20 protein-coding genes are annotated in these 21337 nt (G+C 56.2%); 6 read left to right on the top strand and 14 right to left on the bottom strand.

What is annotated here, in order from left to right:
* The 3 genes from SV253_07315 to SV253_07305 all read right to left on the bottom strand — a co-directional run.
* Positions 1 to 336, bottom strand: a 336-nt coding sequence (locus SV253_07315; protein ID MDY6775866.1) for a DbpA RNA binding domain-containing protein, incomplete at its 3' end; no start/stop codon positions are given.
* A 70-nt stretch (positions 337 to 406) separates the two neighbouring features.
* On the bottom strand, positions 407 to 1621 hold the full coding sequence (locus tag SV253_07310) for a protoglobin domain-containing protein (GenBank protein MDY6775865.1): 1215 nt from the start codon (positions 1619 to 1621) through the stop codon (positions 407 to 409).
* Positions 1622 to 1676: 55 nt separating this feature from the next.
* The gene (locus SV253_07305) at positions 1677 to 2267 is read right to left on the bottom strand and encodes a NifU family protein (GenBank protein ID MDY6775864.1); all 591 of its coding nucleotides are present in this window, start codon (positions 2265 to 2267) and stop codon (positions 1677 to 1679) included.
* A gap of 85 nt (positions 2268 to 2352) precedes the next feature.
* On the opposite strand from SV253_07305, the gene SV253_07300 reads away from it, so the two are divergent.
* Positions 2353 to 3195: a bifunctional 5,10-methylenetetrahydrofolate dehydrogenase/5,10-methenyltetrahydrofolate cyclohydrolase gene (locus tag SV253_07300; protein ID MDY6775863.1), complete on the top strand. Its 843-nt coding sequence runs from the start codon at positions 2353 to 2355 to the stop codon at positions 3193 to 3195.
* Positions 3196 to 3205: 10 nt separating this feature from the next.
* On the opposite strand, the gene SV253_07295 is transcribed toward SV253_07300, so the two are convergent.
* The 8 genes from SV253_07295 to SV253_07260 form a co-directional block, all read right to left on the bottom strand.
* Complete coding sequence (locus SV253_07295; GenBank protein ID MDY6775862.1) at positions 3206 to 3871, bottom strand: hypothetical protein; 666 nt, start codon at positions 3869 to 3871, stop codon at positions 3206 to 3208.
* A gap of 58 nt (positions 3872 to 3929) precedes the next feature.
* Entirely contained in the window at positions 3930 to 6554 is a 2625-nt protein-coding gene (locus tag SV253_07290; GenBank protein MDY6775861.1) for a valine--tRNA ligase, read from the bottom strand.
* A gap of 279 nt (positions 6555 to 6833) precedes the next feature.
* Positions 6834 to 8096 carry a transposase gene (locus SV253_07285; protein ID MDY6775860.1) on the bottom strand — a complete coding sequence of 421 codons (1263 nt, stop codon included), beginning with the start codon at positions 8094 to 8096 and terminating at the stop codon, positions 6834 to 6836.
* Positions 8097 to 8266: 170 nt separating this feature from the next.
* Positions 8267 to 13261, bottom strand: coding sequence for a DNA polymerase II large subunit (polC, locus tag SV253_07280; protein ID MDY6775859.1), 4995 nt, complete (start codon positions 13259 to 13261; stop codon positions 8267 to 8269).
* Between the two features lie 55 nt (positions 13262 to 13316).
* Entirely contained in the window at positions 13317 to 13763 is a 447-nt protein-coding gene (locus SV253_07275) for a peroxiredoxin (GenBank protein MDY6775858.1), read from the bottom strand.
* A 40-nt stretch (positions 13764 to 13803) separates the two neighbouring features.
* Positions 13804 to 14667 carry a DUF2250 domain-containing protein gene (locus SV253_07270; GenBank protein MDY6775857.1) on the bottom strand — a complete coding sequence of 288 codons (864 nt, stop codon included), beginning with the start codon at positions 14665 to 14667 and terminating at the stop codon, positions 13804 to 13806.
* 42 nt (positions 14668 to 14709) lie between these two features.
* Positions 14710 to 15036: a hypothetical protein gene (locus tag SV253_07265; protein ID MDY6775856.1), complete on the bottom strand. Its 327-nt coding sequence runs from the start codon at positions 15034 to 15036 to the stop codon at positions 14710 to 14712.
* Positions 15029 to 16033, bottom strand: a complete 1005-nt coding sequence (locus SV253_07260) for a PGF-CTERM sorting domain-containing protein (GenBank protein ID MDY6775855.1) — start codon at positions 16031 to 16033, stop codon at positions 15029 to 15031. Before SV253_07260 ends, SV253_07265 begins: the two co-directional genes overlap by 8 nt.
* A 102-nt stretch (positions 16034 to 16135) precedes the next feature.
* Here SV253_07260 and SV253_07255 point away from each other — a divergent pair, with 102 nt between their 5' ends.
* Positions 16136 to 17578: a sulfatase gene (locus SV253_07255; protein ID MDY6775854.1), complete on the top strand. Its 1443-nt coding sequence runs from the start codon at positions 16136 to 16138 to the stop codon at positions 17576 to 17578.
* A gap of 3 nt (positions 17579 to 17581) precedes the next feature.
* Positions 17582 to 18025: a GtrA family protein gene (locus SV253_07250; GenBank protein MDY6775853.1), complete on the top strand. Its 444-nt coding sequence runs from the start codon at positions 17582 to 17584 to the stop codon at positions 18023 to 18025.
* Here the strand turns inward: SV253_07250 and SV253_07245 are convergent.
* The 3 genes from SV253_07245 to SV253_07235 are packed head-to-tail and all read right to left on the bottom strand — an operon-like array spanning position 18015 to position 19567.
* On the bottom strand, positions 18015 to 18254 hold the full coding sequence (locus SV253_07245; protein MDY6775852.1) for a GIY-YIG nuclease family protein: 240 nt from the start codon (positions 18252 to 18254) through the stop codon (positions 18015 to 18017). The genes SV253_07250 and SV253_07245 overlap by 11 nt on opposite strands.
* 20 nt (positions 18255 to 18274) lie before the next feature.
* Complete coding sequence (locus SV253_07240) at positions 18275 to 18535, bottom strand: UPF0058 family protein (protein MDY6775851.1); 261 nt, start codon at positions 18533 to 18535, stop codon at positions 18275 to 18277.
* Positions 18536 to 18583: 48 nt separating this feature from the next.
* Positions 18584 to 19567 (bottom strand): THUMP domain-containing protein, encoded by a 984-nt coding sequence (locus SV253_07235; protein ID MDY6775850.1) that lies wholly within the window; start codon positions 19565 to 19567, stop codon positions 18584 to 18586.
* Positions 19568 to 19701: 134 nt separating this feature from the next.
* Here SV253_07235 and SV253_07230 point away from each other — a divergent pair, with 134 nt between their 5' ends.
* The 3 genes from SV253_07230 to SV253_07220 all read left to right on the top strand — a co-directional run bounded on the left by SV253_07230 (position 19702) and on the right by SV253_07220 (position 21317).
* The gene (locus SV253_07230; protein ID MDY6775849.1) at positions 19702 to 20262 is read left to right on the top strand and encodes a TATA-box-binding protein; all 561 of its coding nucleotides are present in this window, start codon (positions 19702 to 19704) and stop codon (positions 20260 to 20262) included.
* Entirely contained in the window at positions 20259 to 20720 is a 462-nt protein-coding gene (locus tag SV253_07225) for a methylated-DNA--[protein]-cysteine S-methyltransferase (protein MDY6775848.1), read from the top strand. The genes SV253_07230 and SV253_07225 overlap by 4 nt, the downstream gene beginning before the upstream one ends.
* Positions 20721 to 20864: 144 nt before the next feature.
* Positions 20865 to 21317: a DUF302 domain-containing protein gene (locus tag SV253_07220; GenBank protein MDY6775847.1), complete on the top strand. Its 453-nt coding sequence runs from the start codon at positions 20865 to 20867 to the stop codon at positions 21315 to 21317.
* Positions 21318 to 21337: the final 20 nt, after the last annotated feature.

Below are 21337 nucleotides of genomic sequence, written 5' to 3'. Positions count from 1 at the left end.
CGAGCCCGCGAGATCGGAGATCTCGGAACGGGGCTTGTCCCCGAGGTACTTCACGTACTCACGCACTGCCTCCGTCTCGTCGTCGAGACGTCTCACACAGACCTCAGACCTACCCACCCTGTCGACCTCGTCGACTACTCTATCTACAGTATCCTCGCCGACCTCGACAGTAGCCTCGGCGTCCTCGATGCTTATCTCTCCTATTGCCTCGGGATCGACATCCGCCTCGTTCGTGAAGGCTCCGACTACGTCTCCGGGCTCCTCGTCTCTCAGACCTGTGATGAGAACCTCAGTCTGTGCTTCCGTGTCCGAGGACTCCGACTCTTGAGCCTGCATGTTCTCGTCTCTACGTAGATTTCACACGCCAAAATGCGTTACTCTACCGTCTCTGTCCTCTGTCGGTCTGTTAAGCCGACTCAACGCCCCTTATCTCGAACCTCGCGCCACCGTCGTCTCCCTCCACGACCTCGATTCTCCAGCCGTGAGCCTCTGTGATCTCCTTGACTATCGAGAGACCGAGACCCGTGCCCTCGTCGGATGTCGTGAATCCCGACTCGAAGATATCGTCTCTCTTCCCTTCGGGTATTCCCACACCGTCGTCCTCGACGTAGAAGCCGTCTTCGAGTCTTCCCACACGTACCTCCGAGACGTCACCGCCGTGATCCATCGAGTTCCTGAATAGGTTTTCGAGAAGCTGTATCAGACGGTCGTGGTCCGAACAGACCGAGTCGTTTCTGTCATCTACCTCAACTTCTATCTCGGCGTCTCTGGTGTCGACGTTGTCCCAAGCCTCCTCCACGGCGTCGGAGAGACTGACTGCGGATACGTTCTCTATCGACCTCCCGTGGCGCGCGAGTTCGAGGACGTCGTGTATCAGGTCTTCCATTCTTTCGAGAGCCTCATCGACCTCTCTGAGGCTGTTCTCAACCGTCTCATCGGTCGTCTGTGAGGCTGCTATCTCGAGATGACCCTGCGCGACGTTGAGAGGGTTCCTGAGGTCGTGTGAGACTACCTCCGCGAACTCCTCGAGACGGTCGTTCTTCCTCTCGACCTCCTTAGTGTACGAGTCTATGTAGGTGTCCATGGCGACCTGAAGGTCGAGGTTGGTAGCACGCAGGAAAGAGATAACCCTTTCGTTAGCCTCGTCTATATCGGCTTCGTCTGTCTTCTCCGACTTGAGCCTCTCGAAGATCTCAGAGATAACCCTGTCGTAGTAGAGCATGTATGTGCCGACGTAGTACTTGACGGGCATGTCGACCATCTCGTGGAGCTTCCCTATACGTGTCCTGTCCTCGAAGTACTCCCTGCCGTAGTCTCCCATTCCCATACGCGTGAGATAGGGTCCGTGAACCTTCTTGAGGTACTCGCTCGTCACGTCGGATCTGTCTATGACCTCGCGCGTCCCCTCGAAAGACATAGTGTGGTCATAGAAGTCCTCGGCGATCTGGTTCTCGAGACTCTCGAAGACCGACATCATCTCCTCAAGAGTCTGTGTGTCGTCGCCGTCGAAGCCGACGTACTCCTTCCTCTCGTGAATCTCGTCGTCGTCGAGACCTATCGCCTCGGCTAGCTCAGACCCCGAGATCTCCCGACGTCTTTTCTCATAATCCCTCGGGTTCATATAGAATGAGAGTAGTAACGAGGGGAACCAAGTAAGTCTTTTTGGCTCAGCCGTCTCAGAACGGTACGTCGGCACCCGCGCCGCCCGATCCCGCGTCGACCTCGACCCTAGATATGTCCTCGACCGTCTTGGGCAGTTTCCTCATTATCGCCTCGGCGGTCGCGTCGGATATGCCACAGCCCGAACACGCCCCCTCTAAGCTGAGCTTGACGTATCCCTCGTCCTCGTCGAGTTCCTCTATGATTGCCTCACCGCCGTGTCCCTGTATCTGTGGGAAGTTACGCACGAGGAACGAACGCACCTGTCCCTCGACTGTCGACTCGTCGAACTCCGCCTCGTCTTTCCCCCCAGCAGACTTCACCGTGAAGCCTCCCCTTCCGTTCTCGACTACGTAGTCGAGTGTGCTCCCCTCGACTGCGGCTTCTGACTCGGAGTCGATAAAGAGTGTCAGACCGTCAGTCTCGACGATCCTGTCGGAGTCCATCGGCTTCTGTGAGAACTCGAGAGAGTAGTCGGCGTCTCCTCCCTTGTAGTCGACGGAGATACGTATCCCGTAGCCGTCGAGACCCCTGTCTTCCATGAGTTCGTTTGCCTTTGTTGCGGCTTCTGATGTGACGTTAATAATGTTGTCGGATTCGACACTCATGGTAGTTACTTATGGAAACGGAAGTAAAAAACTAGCGGTGGCGCGGTTCCGTTAACTTGAATCGCCTCCGGGTCGATTTCGAGACATGGAAGTAATCGACGGCGAATCCGTGGCTGAGGAAGTAAGGGACTCTGTAACCGAGGAGGTCGAGGAGATGGAGACACCTCCTAAGCTGGTTGCAGTTCTCATGAGCGACGACCCCGCGAGCGAGACATACGTCTCGATGAAGGAGAAGGACTGCGGCGAGGTCGGCATAGAGTCGGAGGTCGTACGTATAGATCCCTCGGAGTCCGAGGAGAAGCTGATGTCGGTGATAGACGACCTCAACCACGACGACTCGGTCGACGGCTTCATAGTCCAGCTTCCTCTTCCCGACCACGTAGACGAGACGAAGGCACTCGAAGCGGTCTCACCCGAGAAGGACGTCGACGGCTTCCATCCCGAGAACAAGGGTCTTCTGATGGAGGGACGTCCGAGGTTCGTCCCCGCGACTCCGATGGGTGTCCAGAAGCTCCTGACGGCGACCGGCAACTCGCCCGATGGGAAGGACGTCGTTATACTCGGTAGGTCGGACATAGTCGGGAAGCCCCTCGCCAACCTCTTAGTCCAGAAGTCGGACGGCGCGAACGCGACTGTGACAGTCTGTCACTCTGGAACTCGGAACGTCAAGGAACACACCCGACGCGCCGACATAATCGTAGCCGCTGTCGGAGTACCCGAGTTCGTGACCGCTGAGATGGTCTCGGAGGAAACAGTCGTTATAGACGTCGGAATAAACAAGGTCGACGGTGAACTCGTCGGGGACGTCGACTACGAGGGGGTCAGCGAGAAGGCGGCTGCGATAACACCCGTGCCCGGCGGTGTGGGTCCCATGACACGTGCGATGCTCCTCCGTAACACGGTCGAGGCGGCTAAGCTTTCTGAGTAGAGGTAAACGATCAAGAAGTAACTTCTTCGTATGCTTCCCTGAGGTCTCTGAGACCGTCGACTGCGTCGTGTCTCTCGCCGCTGGTTGCCTGTGTCCTCTTCGCCTTGTCGCGCGCTGTCTCTATCTCCGACGGGACGTCAGTCTCGTTCTCGTTTATACGTGCATACCGCCGTATCTCCTTCGAGTACTCGTCGACGAGACGCGCGACTGCGAGGGCGTGGTAGCTGTCGAGTGACGACGGACGCTTCTCGGGTGCGGGAGGCTCTCCCGACTCTATGCCCCTGAGGAGATCTATGACGTACTCCCTCTCCTCGTCGTCGACGTCTCCCCGGGAAGTCAGAAGACCGTTTGCGATCTCGGTGACCTCCGCAGCCATGACGTACTCGGGGGATGGTGGCTGAAGCTCTCCCGCGTCTATAAATCCGTAGTTCGAGACGAACTTACGGCATGACTCCTCAGCCTCCGACAGAGTCTCCTCGAAGCTCGCAGTCTTCGAGACAAGCTCGTTGAACCCTATCCCTATCCCCGAGTTGGCACTTCCCTGTGTGTCGAGACGTCCCGATGAGGTGCTCTCGCTTCTCATGCTGCCGCAGTCGGGACATCTTATCCGGTTGGTCTCGAAGTAGCTCCACTCGTATCCGCATTCGAGACATCTCCTGTCGCCACGTATCTCCATAGAAGGAGTACGAACTCGATCCTTTGAAAGGTGTTGCTTATACTGTCGCGTCGCCGCCTTACTCGAAGACTAAGACCGTCGCGCCGTCAGTCTCTATGACCTCGACCTCTCTCCCGCCGCTACGTAGCTCGTTTTCTATACCGACGGCGTCGGAGTCGAGCTCTATAACCCCGTCGTTGACCTCGACCTCGACGGCTCCGGTCTCCTTCTCCTCTCTGACCTCCGAAGGATCGGACGACTCGAGAGCCGAGACTATCTCTCCCGCGGTGTCCCTGTACTCGGGTCCTATCACGCTCATGTCGGGGTCGACACCGACGGGCACCTCTTCGAGGTCGGGCTCTCCGGTCTCGACTGTGACTTCGGAAGACAGGGTGTCCGAGAGGTCGTCAATGTCGAGTCTCTCGCCGACAGACTCCGACTCTGCGTAGACCTCGACCCTGTCGAGCTCTGCGTTGAGTGCGATCCCTTCCTCGCTCTTCCATCTCCTCACAGACGAAGCGATCTCAGCCTGGAGCTCTCCGGCTTCGAGGGCGTCGGCGTCGTAGACCTCGACCCGGGGCCAGTCGGCGTTGTTGACGCTCTCGTCCCTGAGACCCGAGTAGACCTCCTCGGAGAAGAAGGGTGCGACGGGCGAGAACATAACGACGACCGACTCTATCAGCGTACGTAGAGTCCATCTCACAGCCTCGTAGCCGTCGCCGTCCTCCTCGTAGAGACGTCCCTTGACCATCTCGACGTAGTCGTCGGCGACGTCGTCCCAGACGAACTCCCTTAGCTCCTTGAGTGCGAGGTCGAAACGGTGTTCGTCCATCGCTTCCTCGACCTCGTCGGCTGTCTCGGAGAGCTTCGAGAGTATCCATCTGTCAGCGAGGCGCAGATCGGCATCGGGAGCCTCGTCCTCGTAGTCGTAGACGTCCTTCGTGATATGCGACGCCGAGAAGCGGTAGATGTTCCAGAGCTTAGTCATGAACTTCGAGGCGCGTTTGACCTCCTTCCACCGGAACTGTATGTCGCTTCCGGGACGTCCACCCGACGCGAGAGACTGTCTGAATGCGTCGGCGGAGTACTCGTCGACAGCCTCCTCAGGCTGGACGAAGTTGCCGCGTGACTTCGACATCTTGTGTCCGTCGTCTCCGAAGACCATTCCGTTTATGAGTGCCTCCTCCCACGGTATCTCGTCTTCGAGTGCCGCAGTACGGAGAATTGTGTAGAACGCCCACGTCCGTATTATGTCGTGACCCTGTTCCCTGAGCTGTGTGGGCTCGAATCCCTCTTCGGGCCAGCCAGCGACGTGCATCGCGCTGATCGAGGAGTCCATCCACGTGTCCATGACGTCTTCCTCGGGGGTGAACGACGTACCACCGCAGTCCTCACAGGGCGTCTCGGGGTCTTCCTCAGTGGGATCGACCGGAACCTCATCGACCGAGGCGAACTTGACACTGCCACAGTCGTCACAGTACCAGACGGGGAAAGGCGTAGCGAATACGCGCTGGCGCGATATGACCCAGTCCCACTCCATTCCCTCGGTCCAGTCGACTAGGCGGCTGTGCATGTGGTCGGGTATCCAGTCGACCTCCTCCGCCTTTTCGAGTATCTCGTTCTGTCTGACCTCTATGAACCACTGTTCCTTCGAGAGTATCTCTATCGGCGTGTCACATCTCCAGCACTTTCCGACGTTCTGTTCGAGAGGCTCCTTGTCGTAGAGATATCCCTCGTCCTCGAGGTCTTCTATGATCGCTTCCTTCGCCTCGTCTATCTCCATCCCCTCGTACTCTCCCGCTATCTCTGTGAGCCCTCCCGTCTTAGTGAACGCCTCTCTGAGATCTATGTCGTACTCCTGCCACCACTCGACGTCCTGTTTGTCACCGAATGTACAGATCATGACGGCTCCCGTACCGAACTCGGGGTCGACTTCCTCGTCCTGTATGACCTCGGCGGTCTGTCCGAATATAGGAACCTCGACCTCCTCTCCGACGTACTCCTCGAAACGTTCGTCGTCGGGGTCGACAGCCACCGCACCACACGCAGGCAGAAGCTCGGGACGTGTCGTCGCGATCTCGATCACGTCGTCGTCTCCTACGACGGGGAACTCGAGGTAGACAAGGACGCCCTCCTCCTCTTCTCTCTCGACCTCGGCGTCGGCTATCGCGGTCTCACATCTCGGACACCAGTTGACGGGATGTTTACCCTGGTAAGCGTAGCCGTCGTCTGCCATTTCAAGGAAAGACCTCTGTGTCTTCCCCCAGTACTCGGGCTCCATCGTGATGTACTCGTGTGACCAGTCCTGTGAGAAGCCGAGTACGTCCATCGTGTCACGCATCTCGTCGATCTGTTCGTAGGTGTGGTCGATACACATCTGCCGGAACTCGTCCCTCGGCACCTCCGATCTGTGGACGCCCTGTTCCTCCTCGACCTTGACCTCAGTCGGGAGTCCGTGGCAGTCCCATCCCTGTGGGAAGAGGACGTTGTAGCCCTGGAGCCTCTTGTACCGCGCCACGAAGTCCATGTAACACCAGCCTAGGGCGTTTCCTATGTGGAGGTTGCCCGTCGGATACGGCGGAGGTGTGTCTATCCTGTAGTCAGGAGCGTCGCTGTCGGGATCGTGGGCGTAGAGAGAGTCATCCCATTCGTCGCGCCATCTCTCCTCGACCTCGGAGGAGTCGTACGACTTCGGAACTTCCATGTTCGAAGATTGTATGCTAGGGTTTAAACAGTTCCGAGTCCTCGGCGGCAGTCGGAGGTAGAGTCACAGTCGAAGCCACGTCACGTCACCTTCTCCGCCCTAAAGGGCGTTCGTCAAACTTTGTTTGACGTGCCCGCGAGAACGAAGTTCTCGGGACGTTCGGAAATCTTCGATTTCCGAGCCCGCGAATTCGGAGAATTCGGGACGGAGCTTGTCAGTGGACTTCACAAGATCTTCGATCTTGTGGATTGTGAAATCAGAGATTTCACAACTCCCGTTCTAGCCGAGAAGTTCGGCAGGTCGATACTGACCATTCACGTTCAACACCCCTGACTTGAGGGCTAGGTGACTGGTAGCCCCTCCGCCGTGAGACTTTTGCTCACGGCGGAGATACTTCATAGCTATATTCTTCGATGCGTTGTAGTCGGCGTTTAGCTCATAACCACACTTCAGGCACTCGAAATCGTCACCATCACGGTTCTTCTCATGCGTAAAACCACACTTAGAACACCGTCGGCTCGTGTATTCGGGATTGACCTGTTCCACGTCAATCCCTCTCTCTTCGGCTTTATACTCCACGTACTCGTACAACCGGTTGAATGCCCACTGCTGAAACTTCTTGTCGTTTGATATATTCTCTCTAATACCTTCTAAGTCCTCGAAAGCAATGACCATACAACTGTGTTCAACTGCCTCTTCAACGATCTCGTTAGCAGTCTCGTGGAGTTTTTGCTCGCTCCAGCGAGCAAAGCGACTACCTACGCTCTTCATTGTCAGGTGAGCTGAACGAGTGCCTTTTTCTTGCATCCCACCACGTCGTTTTTCGTACTCGTTACGGACGTGGTTGATGTAGTCAGCCGATTCTACGAAATAACCTGTTGAAGTGACGGCGAAACCACCTGTTACGTTTAGATCTACGCCGAGAACCGTTCGCAAATCTTCGATTTGCGAGCCATCGAAGCTCCCGCTTCGAGACGTTCCGTTCTCGGCATCCTCCGACTCTTTATCCTCTACTTCTTTCCTAACTGTAACGTGTAGGTAGTAGTCGCCGTCTCTGTGGTGTAAAGTAGCTTCTCTTTTCTCCCAGTCTTCACTCAGATACTCTGTCTGTGGGTTGTCGTTATCATCTTCGTGAGGGAGTATGAAGTCAGCGTGGATGCGGTCATCGACGGTGGCGAGGGACACGCCACCGTCTTTGAATGTCATGGTTCTCTGGTTGTGTACCACGACATCCGACGTGAACGTAGGCTTACTTGCTTTTTCATCGTTTTCTAGCTTTTTGACACAGCCTTTGAGTGCGTCGGCTGCGAGGTTTCGTGCTAGTTGGACGTGGCTAGCCTGTAGGTCGGTAGCTTCACGTAGGCTGTCGTAAGTTCTTTCGTGAAGTTCAGTTTTGTTGTCGATTATGTAGTCTTCGGCGTGCCAGCCTACGTCTGCGACGTGTTGGCACGCTTTCTTGAACTGTTTGAAAGTCTCTTGGAGGAGTGTGTCAGCGTGGTCGTCCACGTCGAGTTTGACAGGTACTGTTCGGCGTATTTCCACGTTTCATATGTGTAATTATATATTTATCAATCTTTATATTATTTTGAATGTTTAGGGGAGTCGTAATGGTTGTGAGAGTAGTTAGTTGGGTTGTGGAGACGCGATCCTCCCCGCCCTACTATCATCGGATAAATCCGATTCACTAAAGGACAGGGTTTCCGCGCTGTTATCTACATGAAGTCGGCTATTCCCGACTGTCTCGACTTGTCGTCCTCGAATATGCTGTCTATCGACCTCTCAAGCTGTTCGAGACGCTGGAGGGTGTAGTTCGACGCACCGTACTCCTCTCCGACACGTAGCGAGACGTCGAGGTACTTCCTCACGCTTCCCTCGTGGACTGTGAGAGTGAGTTCGCTTCCACAGTCACATCTACCCGAGAGAGGCGGACGTCTGTACTTCGAGTTGCAGTTGGTACACCGAACCTCCTGCTGACCGAAGGCACGCAGGTTACCTATCAGATCGGGGAGGAAATGTGACTCAATTATCCTCTCGGCGACGTCGTCCTCCTTCACCGCGCGTATCTTCCGTGCGAGCTCCAGCTGGTTCTCTGTCTTGTCGAGCATCGACCCGAGTGTCTTGTACGACGAGTTGTCGGGTCCTCCGGCTATCTCGGTGGTCTCGACTGTGTGGTCGAAGCTCAGGTCGGGGTCGTTGAGACCGTCCTCAGCTATCGGTACGTCTACGGACTTCGAGTCGGCGATCTCACGAGTAGCCTCGTAGAAGTCGAGGGGGTAACGGTCTACGGTGTCTACGTTGTGGGACTCGTCGTCTATCTCCTCGGGGTCGATACGTGTCGTCATCACGAGAGGCGCGTCCATCTGTCCACCTCTCTTGTCTGGGAGATACGACTTCGAGAAGTTGAGAAGACCGTCCATCAGTAGCATCACACAGTCTTCATCACCGTCGCACTGCTTAGCACCTAAGTCGTTGGCTACTAACGAATGTGTGTCATTTACCGTAAGACAGTACACGAAGTCGGTGTCGCTCTTGGTGTACTCAACTTCTTCCACCGACTCGATGAGTATCTCCTCTTCGTCTGAGCTACCGTCGAAGACTATTCTTCTCTTAGCAGTTGTTTTCTGACTGAGATGTTGGGAGAGCACTGACTGTTTCCTCGGGAGATGGAATCCGACTTTCTGACCGAACGTGGCTGCGTCTTTCGAGGAAATAGACAGCCTGTAAGTCGGAAGAGAAGTCTTCTCGGTACCGGCGTCGTAGTAGTCAGGGAACTTCTCGTGGAGGCGAACTGGCTCTTTCTCTCTCACCTTCGCTTTTATACCCAGACGTGTGAGTACTGCGAGGAGATCCTCTTTCAGCTCGTCGCTTACGGTCGTCGCGTGTACCTCAAGCACGTCGGAGGAGACGTGTCCGTCACCGCTGAAGTATCCCTTAAGGTATGCCGCGGCTATACTCGGGGGAGCATCGAAGACAAAGTCGGGAACACGTTTCGTGTGTGAATAGACCCCGGCTTGTAGAACTGAATCTAACAAGACCCGTAGTAAACGTCCTGAAACAGTAATCTTGAACTCATTTTCGACGTATGGACTCACGCCAAACTCTTCCTCTAGTGTACGGAGATAGAAGTCACGGGCATCTTCCTCGGCTCCACAGAAGGTTGTCTGGTGTATACTTCCCTTTGAAGTCTCCTGTTCGCGTACAAACCCCTCAGCGGCGTAGTAGCCGAGAAGGGTTGCGACGTTCTCGTTGACATCGATGAACCGGTCTATCTCCACCGAGTCGCGTTTAATTCCGAGCTTTAGGTTGTCAGGTGTTGAGCTGACGACGTTCTCGGCTGACCCAAGTAGTTCGAGTAGTATACTCGCCGGAAGACTCCCACGGTAGATGTAGTTGCTGAGAGACTTCTTAGTCATGCCGAGATACTCCGCTGTGCTTTTTAATGGGTAGAACTCCCCGACCCACTCAGTTTCGAGACTCTCCTCGAAAAGCTCGTAGATCTCGTCTTTCTCCCAGCCCTTAACCATCAGACGGTCGTTTTCGACTTCCGGGATTCGTAGGAACTCCTCAAGCAGGTCGAAGCGGAGGTCTGAGGAGTCAGAGTCGACCGGGAGGTCATGTGGTGTTATGAGGTGGTCGTCCTCGGACATCTCAACTGCCTTTTTAGTATGGATCTCTCCCGAAGACCTGTCATAGACCTGTAACTCGTGGTCGGGTGTCAAGGACAGGCTTCGTCCGCTGCGTGTCTCTATCTCGATTAAATGTTCGGGGGAAGGATGTTTCGAAAGTGCGTCTATCCTCTTAACGACTGTCTCGCCGTCAGAGTCGACTGAGGGAACATAGAGGTCTCTGTCGTCTTCTATTTCCTGTATCAGATTACCGAAGTCGTCACGTCTCGGGTCTTCGAGATTCCCCTCGACCAACTCCTCTATACGTTCGTATCTCCAGCCATCCTCGTCTTTCACCCATACTTTAGTCTCCGGATGGAAGCAGTTCCGTCTCTTGGCTGCGTGGAAGAATGGATGTGCGTATCCCACAGAAGCTGACGTGAATCCGACGACCCTCCCGAGGACTCCCGCGCTCGTGTGTGGCGCGAGTCCCATCACGAGCTCTCCGACGAGATCGTCCCTGTCGTCTATCCCGTAGTAGGGCTCAGTACCGTAGTACTCTTCGAGGAGATCGTCGACGTAGTCGGCGACTGATACCATGTACTCGGCGGCGTCGTCGCTCAGAACCACGTCCTGTGGCTTGAGTTCGACGACCTGTTCGGGGTCTCTGAGGGGCTCGCCGTCTATGTCGGTCTCGTATCCGAGTTCGCGCACCTTGTCGACTGAGACGTCTAACTCAGCGGGTTTGAACGCCGTGAGTGGAAGGTCGGTGAGGTCGTACCGCGAGGTGCCGTCCTTGAAAGCCGAGACGTCGTGTTTCGCTCTCAGCACACCCTTTTCGAGGGGCTCGGGTGTCTTGTCCTCCGATGAGAGACCTTTGACGCATTTGAGTATGTCGTAGCTGTCACGTTCGCCGAGTTCGTCGAGTGCTTCCCTGTACTCCGACTTTATGTCGATAGTCGTCTCCTCGACCGACGAAGTCTCGCCGCCACATCTCGGACATTCGTCTCTGTCGTCGACCTCGACACCACATCTCGGGCATTTCTCGACGGGCTCTGTCCTCTCGCCGCAGTCACAGACGGTCTCGTAGGTAGTCTCTCCGCAGTCGGGACACCGTCTCACGCCGACTTCGACGTCTATACGTCCCGTGCTCTCACGCATAGTTTCAGAGTACGAAGTCGCCTCGTCTATGTCCCTCTGTGAGCCTCCCGCTTCGCCTATCGGGAAGAGACAGTGGACACGCGGGTTCATGTCACGTCTCTTCGACTTCTCGGGACGTCCCATACGTGCGCCTACACTTGTCGGCGCGCGCTCTCTCGTCTCTATTCCCGAGACCTCCTCTACGGCGTCTAAGACAGTCTCGGCGTCGTCCGGCGGAGAGTCGGCGTCGAGGTACCTTTCGAGTACCACGGAGTCCCTGTCTCCGACCCGTACGGTGTCGTCGTTCTGTATATGCGGGACGAGGAGCTTTTCGAGTAGCTCGGAGACGTCGCCTTCGAGGAGAAGCTTGCCGTCTTTCTTCTCTATCACACTATTGAGAAGACGTGAGTACTCGTCGAGGCTTATGTCGTGCCAAAGATACGTAAAGCTGGGATGGAGAGGAACCCCGTACTTGTCGCTCAGCCTGAGAGCCTGTCTCGGGTCTACATCTTCGAGGTCGAAAGCCTCCGATAGCTCTTCGACATCCGCCTCGGTCTCTCCGAGCTCCTGTATCCACCAGTCGTAGACGTAAGACGCCGGAGCAAGTGGATGGTTATTTTCGAGGAAGTCGCCGTAGTTGACGGCGATCTCGCCCATGTCGATGATCTTCTCGACTCCGTTTCTGATCCTCCTCGCCTCGTCGGCGTCGTCTATACGTCTCACCTCGCCGTTGTGGAGCCTCACCGTAGGACCCTCCAACGAGTCGACTGGAGCGACCCCCGCCGCCTTACCCGGTCTCTCGGTCTTCAGCTGTGTCCCGGGCGCGAGGAAGTCGTCGACGAGAACCATCGTCGCGGGACTGATCCCAGAGGCGGCGTATCCCGTGTTCCGTGCCCTCGCGTAACGCAGACGGAAGCCGCCCTTCGCCGAGGGATGTGAGAAGACGGGTCTTCCGGCTATGAGATCCTGGAGGAACTTGTCGTTGGGGTCGACACGGGGACGTGGACGTGGACGCTGACTACCGTCGGTGTCGTCCCCGTCTTCCTCTGTTTCGTCTTCGCCGTCCTCTGACTCGGCGTCGTCGTCGGACGAGTCGTGTATGAAGAAGTCGAGCCAGTCCCAGCCGTCGAGGCCCAGGCTAGTGACGTGTTTCTTTATCTTCGGAGCCTTGAGGGCGATTCCCTCGGCGGCGACGAGACACATGCCTCCGCGCGCCCTGTTGGTCTCTATCCGTTCGAGATCCCTGTAACCCGAGACCTCGCGCTCGCTCGTGGGCTCACCGTCTAAGAAGATCGGACAGTTCTCGACTATCTTACGTACCTCCTTGTCCTTCGGAGTGTACTGGAGACCCGTCTCCGAGGCGTAGAGGTCGATCTCCTCGACGTATCTCTCGACCTCGTCGTCCCTCGGCTTGTACTCGTCTATCCCGACCTCTGTACGGACGTAGTCAGCGACTAAGACGCTCAGAGCCTGTGCTGTACCACCCGCGCTCCGTATCGGACCCGCGTACTCGACCGAGAGGTACTCGGTACCGTCGTCGTTCTGTCTGACCTCTACGGCATCGATGCCTTCGAGGGGCGCGGCGACTACTCCCTCGGTGAGGAGTGCGACGGCGGTTCTTATGGCGTCCTCTGCCTTCCCCGCCTTCGAGTCGGAGTCTCCTATCTCACCTACTGCGAACTCCTCGGCGAGCTTGAGAGCGACGTTCTCACGGCTCATCTCGTCCTCTAACTCACGTATCCTCTCGGAGATACCTTCGATTCCTATGAGGTTTTCGACCCTCTCGGCGAGATCCTTTGCGACGGGTATCTCGACCTCCGGACTCGGGTCTCCGCCTCTCGAACGTGCCTCGTTCGCTATCTCCATCGCGTTCCAGAGACGGTCTTCGAGCTCCTGTAGGTAGTCGTCACGTCTCTGGTTCTGGCTCTGACTCTGACTCGGTCGATCCATCTCGTCCGACATCTATGTACCGTATGTGTCTTCTGTCGCTTGCCTAATAACGCCGTCGTTCAGCAGGTCAGATCTGGCGCAGAGTTTCAATAGAGACCTCGACGTGTCTGTCGGCACTCAGCATTCCCTTGACGCGTCCGACGACCTCGCCGTCCTCGATCACGTAGGTCACGCGTTTCGAGTAGAGTCCGAGTACACCCTTCGCGCCGTACTTCTCGGATATCTCTCCGTCGGTGTCGCTCACGAGAGGGAAGTCGAGACTGTTTTTCTCCGCGAACTCTTCGAGACGTTCGACTGAGTCGTTCGACGAGACCCCTACGACGGTCGCATCGACATCGTTGAACTCGGCTGTCGAGTCACGGAACGAACAAGCCTCCTTCGTACATACTCGGCTTCCCGCCTTAGGGAAGAAGAACAGTACTACGGCACCCTCGTCGTCCGCCTCCGACAGGTCGAATCTCCCCTGTGTCGTCTCGGCACTCAACTCAGGGGCTGTGTCTCCGACTTCGAGCATATCCTATGTCCGTTCTCGCGGCATAAGACAGTATCCCGTCTCAGTCTTCCCAGTCCCTGAGTATGAGGTCTACGTCGCGCGTCGTGACGTAGTAGGTGTGTTTCCTGTGGGTCTCGTCCTTCGGCTTGAGCTTCCTCTCTTTCCCTTTTATTATGCTTCCGTCGTAGGTCTCGGCGACTCCCGCGAGAACCATCGCCTTGTAGAGCTTCCGGACGTGGTCGAGGTCGAGGTCGAGATCCTCCGAGGTCATACGTGGGTAGTCGGGTCCCCCCTCCGATATACGCCGAGCCACCGTGAGGGCGTTGTCGACCTTACGCAGAAAGCTCTCCTTGCCGTCGTCCTCCTCCAAGAAACGTAGTAGATGGTCGCCCTCGCGCGACAGACGGTAGTAGGTGTGGTGCTGGTGTGTCTCAAGAGACCGTTTGAGCTTGACCTTACGTCTCTTGAGCATCCCCGACTCTATGCGTTCTATCAGACCCGCGCTCTCTAGCTGATCACACAGGTCGACTACGTCTTTTCTCTCGGCGTCGAGGTTCATCGCCATAGAACGCGGGTAGTCGCCCTTGACCTTCTTGAGATGGTAGAGTATGAGGTAGGCGAGGGGGTCTGACGGCGCGCCCGCGAGCTCGCCCTCGACCTCTTTCTTCTCCTCTAAGACCTCCTCCATCTCCTTCGCCTCCTCGTATCTCTCCTGTGCGTTCTCGGCGGCGTCCTTATCGAGGTCGAGTTCTACTTCTATCTCGTCCCCCGACGGCGTTTCGAGGCTGAGGTCGAGGCTTCCGTCGTCCCAGTGGTCTCCCTCTTTCTTCCTCGCGTCTTTGAGCGCGCCGTTAACCTCGTCTATACGTGTGAATATCGTCTGGGCTTCCTGCCTTAATGTCTCTATCTCCTTCTGGGAGACCATACTGTGTGATAGATGAACATGGTCGCCTTCAAGCTTTTCGGATCACGTGATCTTTCTGACCTGTCTCGTGATCCCGATTCCGACAAGGAGTAGGACTATCAGGTTGAACGCCGCCTGGAAGACGTCTACGTAGGCGTCGGTGACCCAGTAGTCTATCGCAGCGGTCGCGCTCAGGTAGAACCTCAGAGACGCGACGAAGCCTATCACGAGGAGTATACCGAGAACCCCCCTCTCGACGTAGTACCTCGCGTCTCTCCCGTCTCCCGTGTCTGTCTCGGTACCTGTCCCGTCGTCTGTTTTCTCGGTCTCAGCCTCAGTCCGGGTCTGGGTCTCAGTTTCAGTTTCAGTCTCAGTTTCAGTCTCAGTCATAGTACCACCTTCTAACTCCGACGGCGGAGACTGCCAAGACAGCCGCGACGACTCCGAGACCCGGCTGTCCCTGTCCGTCCTCCGGAACTTCCGACTCCAACTCGTCGCTCCGGGACTGTGGCTCGTCGTCTCTCTCGAAGTCCTCGACTCTTATCCCCACCTCCTCCTGGGTCACATTCGTCGGTATACTCTTACTAGGGTTGAGACTCGCTCCGCTTCTCGTGGTACCCAAGACCACGTCGTCCTTCCAGAGGACTGCGTCGAGGTAGTAGTTGTATCCGTCGGGAACAACCAGACGCCCGTTTACCCTGTCTGTCTCGCCCTCGTCTATCTCGCCGACATCGACGCGTCTCTCATCGGCTACTATACCAGACTCCGACTGGCGAGCCTTGAGAACGACGTAGGTGTTCCCGGTCTGTCTCCCTCCGGTGTTGGTTACGTACGCCGTCACGTTGAGAGCCACAGTCGATCTGTCTACCTCGTCTACCGAGTACTCTATGCTCGGCTGTGACCCAAAGCTCTCGAATCCGAGTGGACTACGTGCGTACTCGGGCTTCAGGCTCCCGACCCCCTCGACAGACTTCGACGCCGACGAGACACGTCTTCCGTCGGTGTAGACGACAGAGTCTACTCTGTAACCACCCGACCTCTCGACGGTGACGTTATGTGTCACACTCACCTCTCTTTCGTCTTTGACGTCTCCGACATCTTTCGTCCGGGTGGTTTCGAGGAGACCCGTCTCGGTACTCGTGGCTCTGACAGTGACGGTCGTGTTCTCGGAGACGCCCTCGGAGTGATCGAAACGTGTCTCGACCCTGAGTGTGACGTTCGAACCCGTGACAGAGACGGGCTTCAGACTGACTTCGTTGACGTGTATATAGCTCCTTCTCACGGGGTCTTGGGGCTTCTCGACGGCACCCGGGACGAGAATAGTCACGCCTAAGACAAACAGAACTACGGCTAAGACACCGAGTCCGAGTGCCGTCTCCCTTCTCATAACCTTTCCACGTCTCTGTAGCTTAAAGCACTTTTCCCGGCACGTGTTAGATCTGCGTCTTCCTCCGACAGTATAAAGTCACATGTATTATAAGACAAAAGTATGAGCGCCGAGCCGGTTACAGAAGCTACGAACACGGTACTTATAACCGTGGACTCTCTCCGGGCTGACGCCGTCGAACACGATCCCGAGAGCGAGGTGACACCTGTCTTAGGCGAACTTTCGAGCCGATCTACGTCGACAGTCTTCGAGAACGCCTTCGCACACGGCAACTGGACTCCCTTCTCGTTTCCGAGCATCTTAGCTTCGAGATCCGTCTTCTCAGACAGCCGTAACATAGGAGCACCCGAGACGCCGACACTCGCCGAGGCTCTGTCACGTGAGTCGGTGTCGACGGGTGGTTTCAACGCCTCGAACGGCTTCCTGACCCACCACTGGGAGTACGACAGGGGGTTCGACGAGTTCGAGGACTTCATAGAGTCGAACGACAGGATATACTCGAAGTATCTCATGGCACATCCCACCGTACAGGGCTGGATACAGCTAGGCACGTCGCCTTTTAAGCGTCTCGCGAGTGCTGTCAAACGCGAGGGCGACGACACACATTTCGCCGACACGTCACGTATGATAGAGCTTGAGGAGAGGGCAAAGGGATTCATACGTGAGAGGTCGGACGGCTCTTTCTTCATATGGATACATTACATGGACACACATACGCCGTATGTCCCGGCTCCACGCCACGTCCGTGAGGTCTCTTCGAGCCATATGGGGACTCTCGGTATGCTGAGGGCACATCTCTACACGGGACTCGGATGGGACGTCGACGAAAAGATACTCTCACGTCTCCGGACTCTCTACGAAGCGACCGTCCGACAGGTCGACGAGAGCATAGGACGTCTCCTGAGTCTACTCTCCGATGAGGGTATCAGAGACGAGACTTGTGTCGTAGTCGCGGGTGACCACGGTGAGGAGTTCCAGGAACACGGACATCTCGCACATTACCCAAAGCTCTACAACGAGCTAATAAACGTGCCTCTGATTGTAGACCTCCCCAGAGACGGCTTAGAAGCCGACTCGGTCTCGGAGCCCGTCGGACTCAACTCGGTGCCACCGACGGTATGTGACGTCATGGGTGTTGAGACTCCCGAGGACTGGGAGGGAGAAAGTCTCCTCCGAGACGGCCCAGACGACGAGCCCGTAGTCTCGGTGACGGTCAGGGGCGACTCCGTGACACAGCAGCCGATTCCGAAGACTCCCGACGAGGGCGACCTCCTCGTGAGCGCACGTACCTCCGACTGGACCTACATAAAGAACACCGAGACGGGAGAGAAGGAGCTTTACAACACAGCCGAGGACGACTTCAAGAAGAACGACCTATACTCTGAGTCGAACACCGAGTTCGGAGACACCGAGATTATAGAGTCCTTCCGGCGTAGGGTTCACGAACGTGCCGAGGAAGTTCTCTCGAACGAGAGTCACGAAGAGGAAGACGACGGTATGTCGGACGAGGTATCCAAACGTCTTGAGGCACTAGGATACAGATAAGAGATGTCGAGAGTCACGGATATCCTCGCACCGCCGCGGGGACGCGTTCTCAAGTTCTTCGTAGTCGGAGTCTTCGCAGCGGGAGTCCAGACTCTCTTACTCTGGGGCTTCGTCGAGGCACTCGGGATGTACTATGTCGCCGCCGCGGTCGTCGCTATAGAGATCACCATCGTACTCCAGTACGTAATCAACAACGCGTGGACATTCAAAGTCGTCCGTCACACCGACAGGGGAGAGTACATACGTGGTCTCGTGAGGACGAACGCGGTGAGGGGGTCGGCAATTCCGATACAGGTGGGTATACTCTACGCACTCGTAACCTGGGGAGGACTCGGATCGTGGGGTGACCTCGGATACATAGTCGCGAACGGCGTAGGTATACTAATATCCGGGGTATACAGGTACGTCTTAGACGCGAGATGGACGTGGCAGATAGCTAACCAGTAAGTAAGTCGATCTTCTCGTCGCGTGACATCTGTTTTATCTCGTGTTCCCGTCGCATAGCCTCAGAACGTGATCCGTACTCCTCCTCGTGTACTAACTCGACCGGCGTCCTCCCACGCGTGTACTTAGCTCCGTCACCCGAGTTGTGCTCCTCAAGGCGTCTGTCGGTGTCTGTCGTGTAGCCAGTATAGAGGCTTCCGTCGGAACACTCGACTACGTAGACGTAATGCATCGGGCTTCAGTTCAGGTCAGTTACTTACTTCTCTCCTCTATGAGCTCTTTCATCCTCTCTCTCACCCTGCCGACGTCGGAGAACTCGTCCTCTGCCATCGCGTCGGCGAGCTGGTTTCCGAGTGCGAAGACAGCCTTCTCGTGTTCTTCCTTGGGCTTGTGTACGTCGGTAGGTCGTACGTCGAGAGAAGAGTCGTCGAAGGAAGCGAGGTCGTTCTCCTCCAGGAACTCCAGAGTCTCGTGGAGAAGAGCGTGGATATGTATAACTTCGTCCTTCTGCATACTACTACGTACGTAATACACACATTAAACCGTTTGGTCAGACTCGACTTATTTCTTCGACTCAAGAGCCAGAATCCGTCTTGTCAGCGACTTGTGTACCCTGTCCTCGAGCCTCTCGACGACCTCGAATCCCGCCGCCTCCGCCTCGTCGACGAGCCATCTGTCACAGACTACGACACATCTCCCTCCGTCGCTCACTACTCTCGAAAGCTCATCTAAGACGTTCTCGGCGAGTGACCTCACAGAGTCGGCGTCGACCGACGAGGCTCTGCCGTACGGGAAGTCCGTCACAGCACAGTCTACCGACGACTCCCTGAGAGGAAGACGTGAGGCGTCTGCGGCTCCGAGGTGCCATCCGTCGCTTTCGAGATACTCGCGCAGGTTGGTCTCCGCCCCTCTCAGAACCTGTCTGTCGGAGTCGAATCCCACGACTTCTGATCCCACGAGACCGCCCTCGACGAGTACACCGCCCGTGCCACACATCGGATCGAGAACGAGTCTCGACTTGCCCGCGCCCGCGATGTTAGCGAGTGTCCGCGCGAGCATAGGCGACATGCTACCGGGCTTGAAGAAGGGCTTGTCAGTCGGACGGTCGGAGAACTCCTTCGAGACGTCGACGACCACCTTTCCGAAGTAACATCTGTCGTCGGTGAAGACGAGACGGAACTCATTGTCGGGATCTTCGAGGTCGACCTCGTGCCCTCTCTCGTGTATCACACTCCCGACCTTCCTTTCGAGGGTCTCAGTACCGACGGGGATCTCTGTTTCCTCGACCCCGCGGGCGCGGACGCTGAAGCTCCCTGAGAAGGCGTACTCACAGGTCTCGACCGCTCTTAGGACTCCTTCGAGTGAGGCGTCCGACTTAGCCATGTACCTCAGGACGCGGTGTGACATCCCGAGTCTCTTTGCGCGTTCGAGGTCGAGAGCCTTACAGACGGCGACTCCCCGAGCTGTCTCATAGACGTCTCCGACGGAGCGTGCCTCGGCGAGGGCGAGTTCGTGGTTCGAGCTCTTGAGTTCGAGGAGGTACACAGACGAAAGACGCGAGGGCGTCTATAATAACTTCCTCAATCAACCGTAGAATCCCCCTATCGTCTATGTCTTGGCGAAATCACGTTACGTTTTTCACCAACCTTTATAAGACTTTAAATAGAGGTTTAAACGAAATGGTTGATCCAAAGGACACGATAGAGATAGAGAACGTAGTCGCATCAACCTCGATAGGTCAGGAGCTCGATCTCCAGCAGGTTACTATGGACATGGAAGGAGCGGATTATGACCCCGATCAGTTCCCGGGTCTCGTCTACCGGACGGCGGAGCCCAAGACGGCGGCGCTCATATTCCGGTCAGGTAAGATAGTCTGTACGGGTGCGAAGAGTATAGACGGCGTCGACGGGGGGCTCAAGATAGTCTTCGACAAGCTCCGTGACCTCGGAATAGACGTCGAGGAGAACCCCGAGATCACCGTCCAGAACATAGTCGCGAGTGCTGACCTCGGACACGACCTCAACCTCAACGCGATAGCCATAGGTCTCGGACTCGAGAACATAGAGTACGAGCCCGAACAGTTCCCGGGTCTCGTCTACCGTCTCGACGACCCCGAGGTTGTCGTACTCCTCTTCGGAAGCGGAAAGCTAGTCGTCACAGGAGGAGAGAAGCCTGAGGACGCAGACAGGGCGGTAGACAGGATACTCAATGAACTGGAGAACCTCGATCTCTTAGGATGAAGACGGGTATCTTCCACAGATACTCCGACTACCTCGAAAGCTATGTACAGGTCGGGACGGCGGGAGACAAGGTAGTTAGCGTCTCGTTTCCCGAGACGCCCGACGAAGACAGCATAGAGGACGGGCTCGAACTTCTCGACTCTATATTTGAGTACCTCGACCGAGAAGACACTGACCTCTCGGAGTACGACGTCGGACTGACACTCGGAGGCATCGAGAGGTCGGCTCTTCTCAGGACACGTGACATACCCCGCGGCACGACTATCACGTACGAAGAACTCGCCGAGTCGATAGGTGCCGACGAGGACGACTACGACGACGTGCGTGAGGCTCTCGTCTCGAACCCGGTTCCTGTACTCCTGCCGTGCCACAGGGTGGTCGAGGAGTCTGGGATAGGAGACTACACCGGAGACACCGAGATTAAGAGACGTCTTCTCGAACTCGAAGACGCTCACTAATCTCCGACTGATTAGCCTTAGCCTGTTAATCTCTGATTAACAGACACAGACGCCGAAGTCATCTGGCTCTGACGTATTTCTGCGGTTTTTCAGACGTCTGAGACACCGCGGTGTATTTATATCTTAATACAACCAACCTCAGGTATGTCCATAATGAACAAGGCGATGTATGCCGTCGGTGGAATGGAGTTCACTGTAGAAACACGTGTGAGAGGAGATTTCGACGAAGTCGTCGAGTTCGTGATAGAGACCTTAGAGGACGAGGGAATGGGAATACAGGCTGACCTCGACCCCGGAAACGGCATACAGCAGAACATCGACGAGGAGTTCCCCAACTACCGTATTCTCGGGGCTTGCGCTCTCGAATACGCCTACGAGGCTCTCTCGACCGACAAGAGAATGGGGGCTATGATGCCGTGTAACATGGTAGTCTACGAGGACGACGAGACCGACGAGATAGTCGTCCGAGGCGTCGACACACAGAGGGTTCTGCCTGTCACGGGCAACTCGGAGCTACAGCATCTCGCCGACGAGATAAGTGAGGTCTTCGAGACGGTTCTCGACAGGGTCGACGAAGAGTTCGAGTCAGTGGAGTAGTCCCCCGGCTACCCAGTTTC

Source organism: Candidatus Afararchaeum irisae (genome assembly GCA_034190545.1).
GTDB classification, from domain to species: Archaea; Halobacteriota; Halobacteria; order Halobacteriales; family Afararchaeaceae; genus Afararchaeum; species Afararchaeum irisae.
The sequence above is the reverse complement of the archived record's forward strand: the minus strand, read 5'-3'. Positions and strand labels throughout refer to the sequence as shown.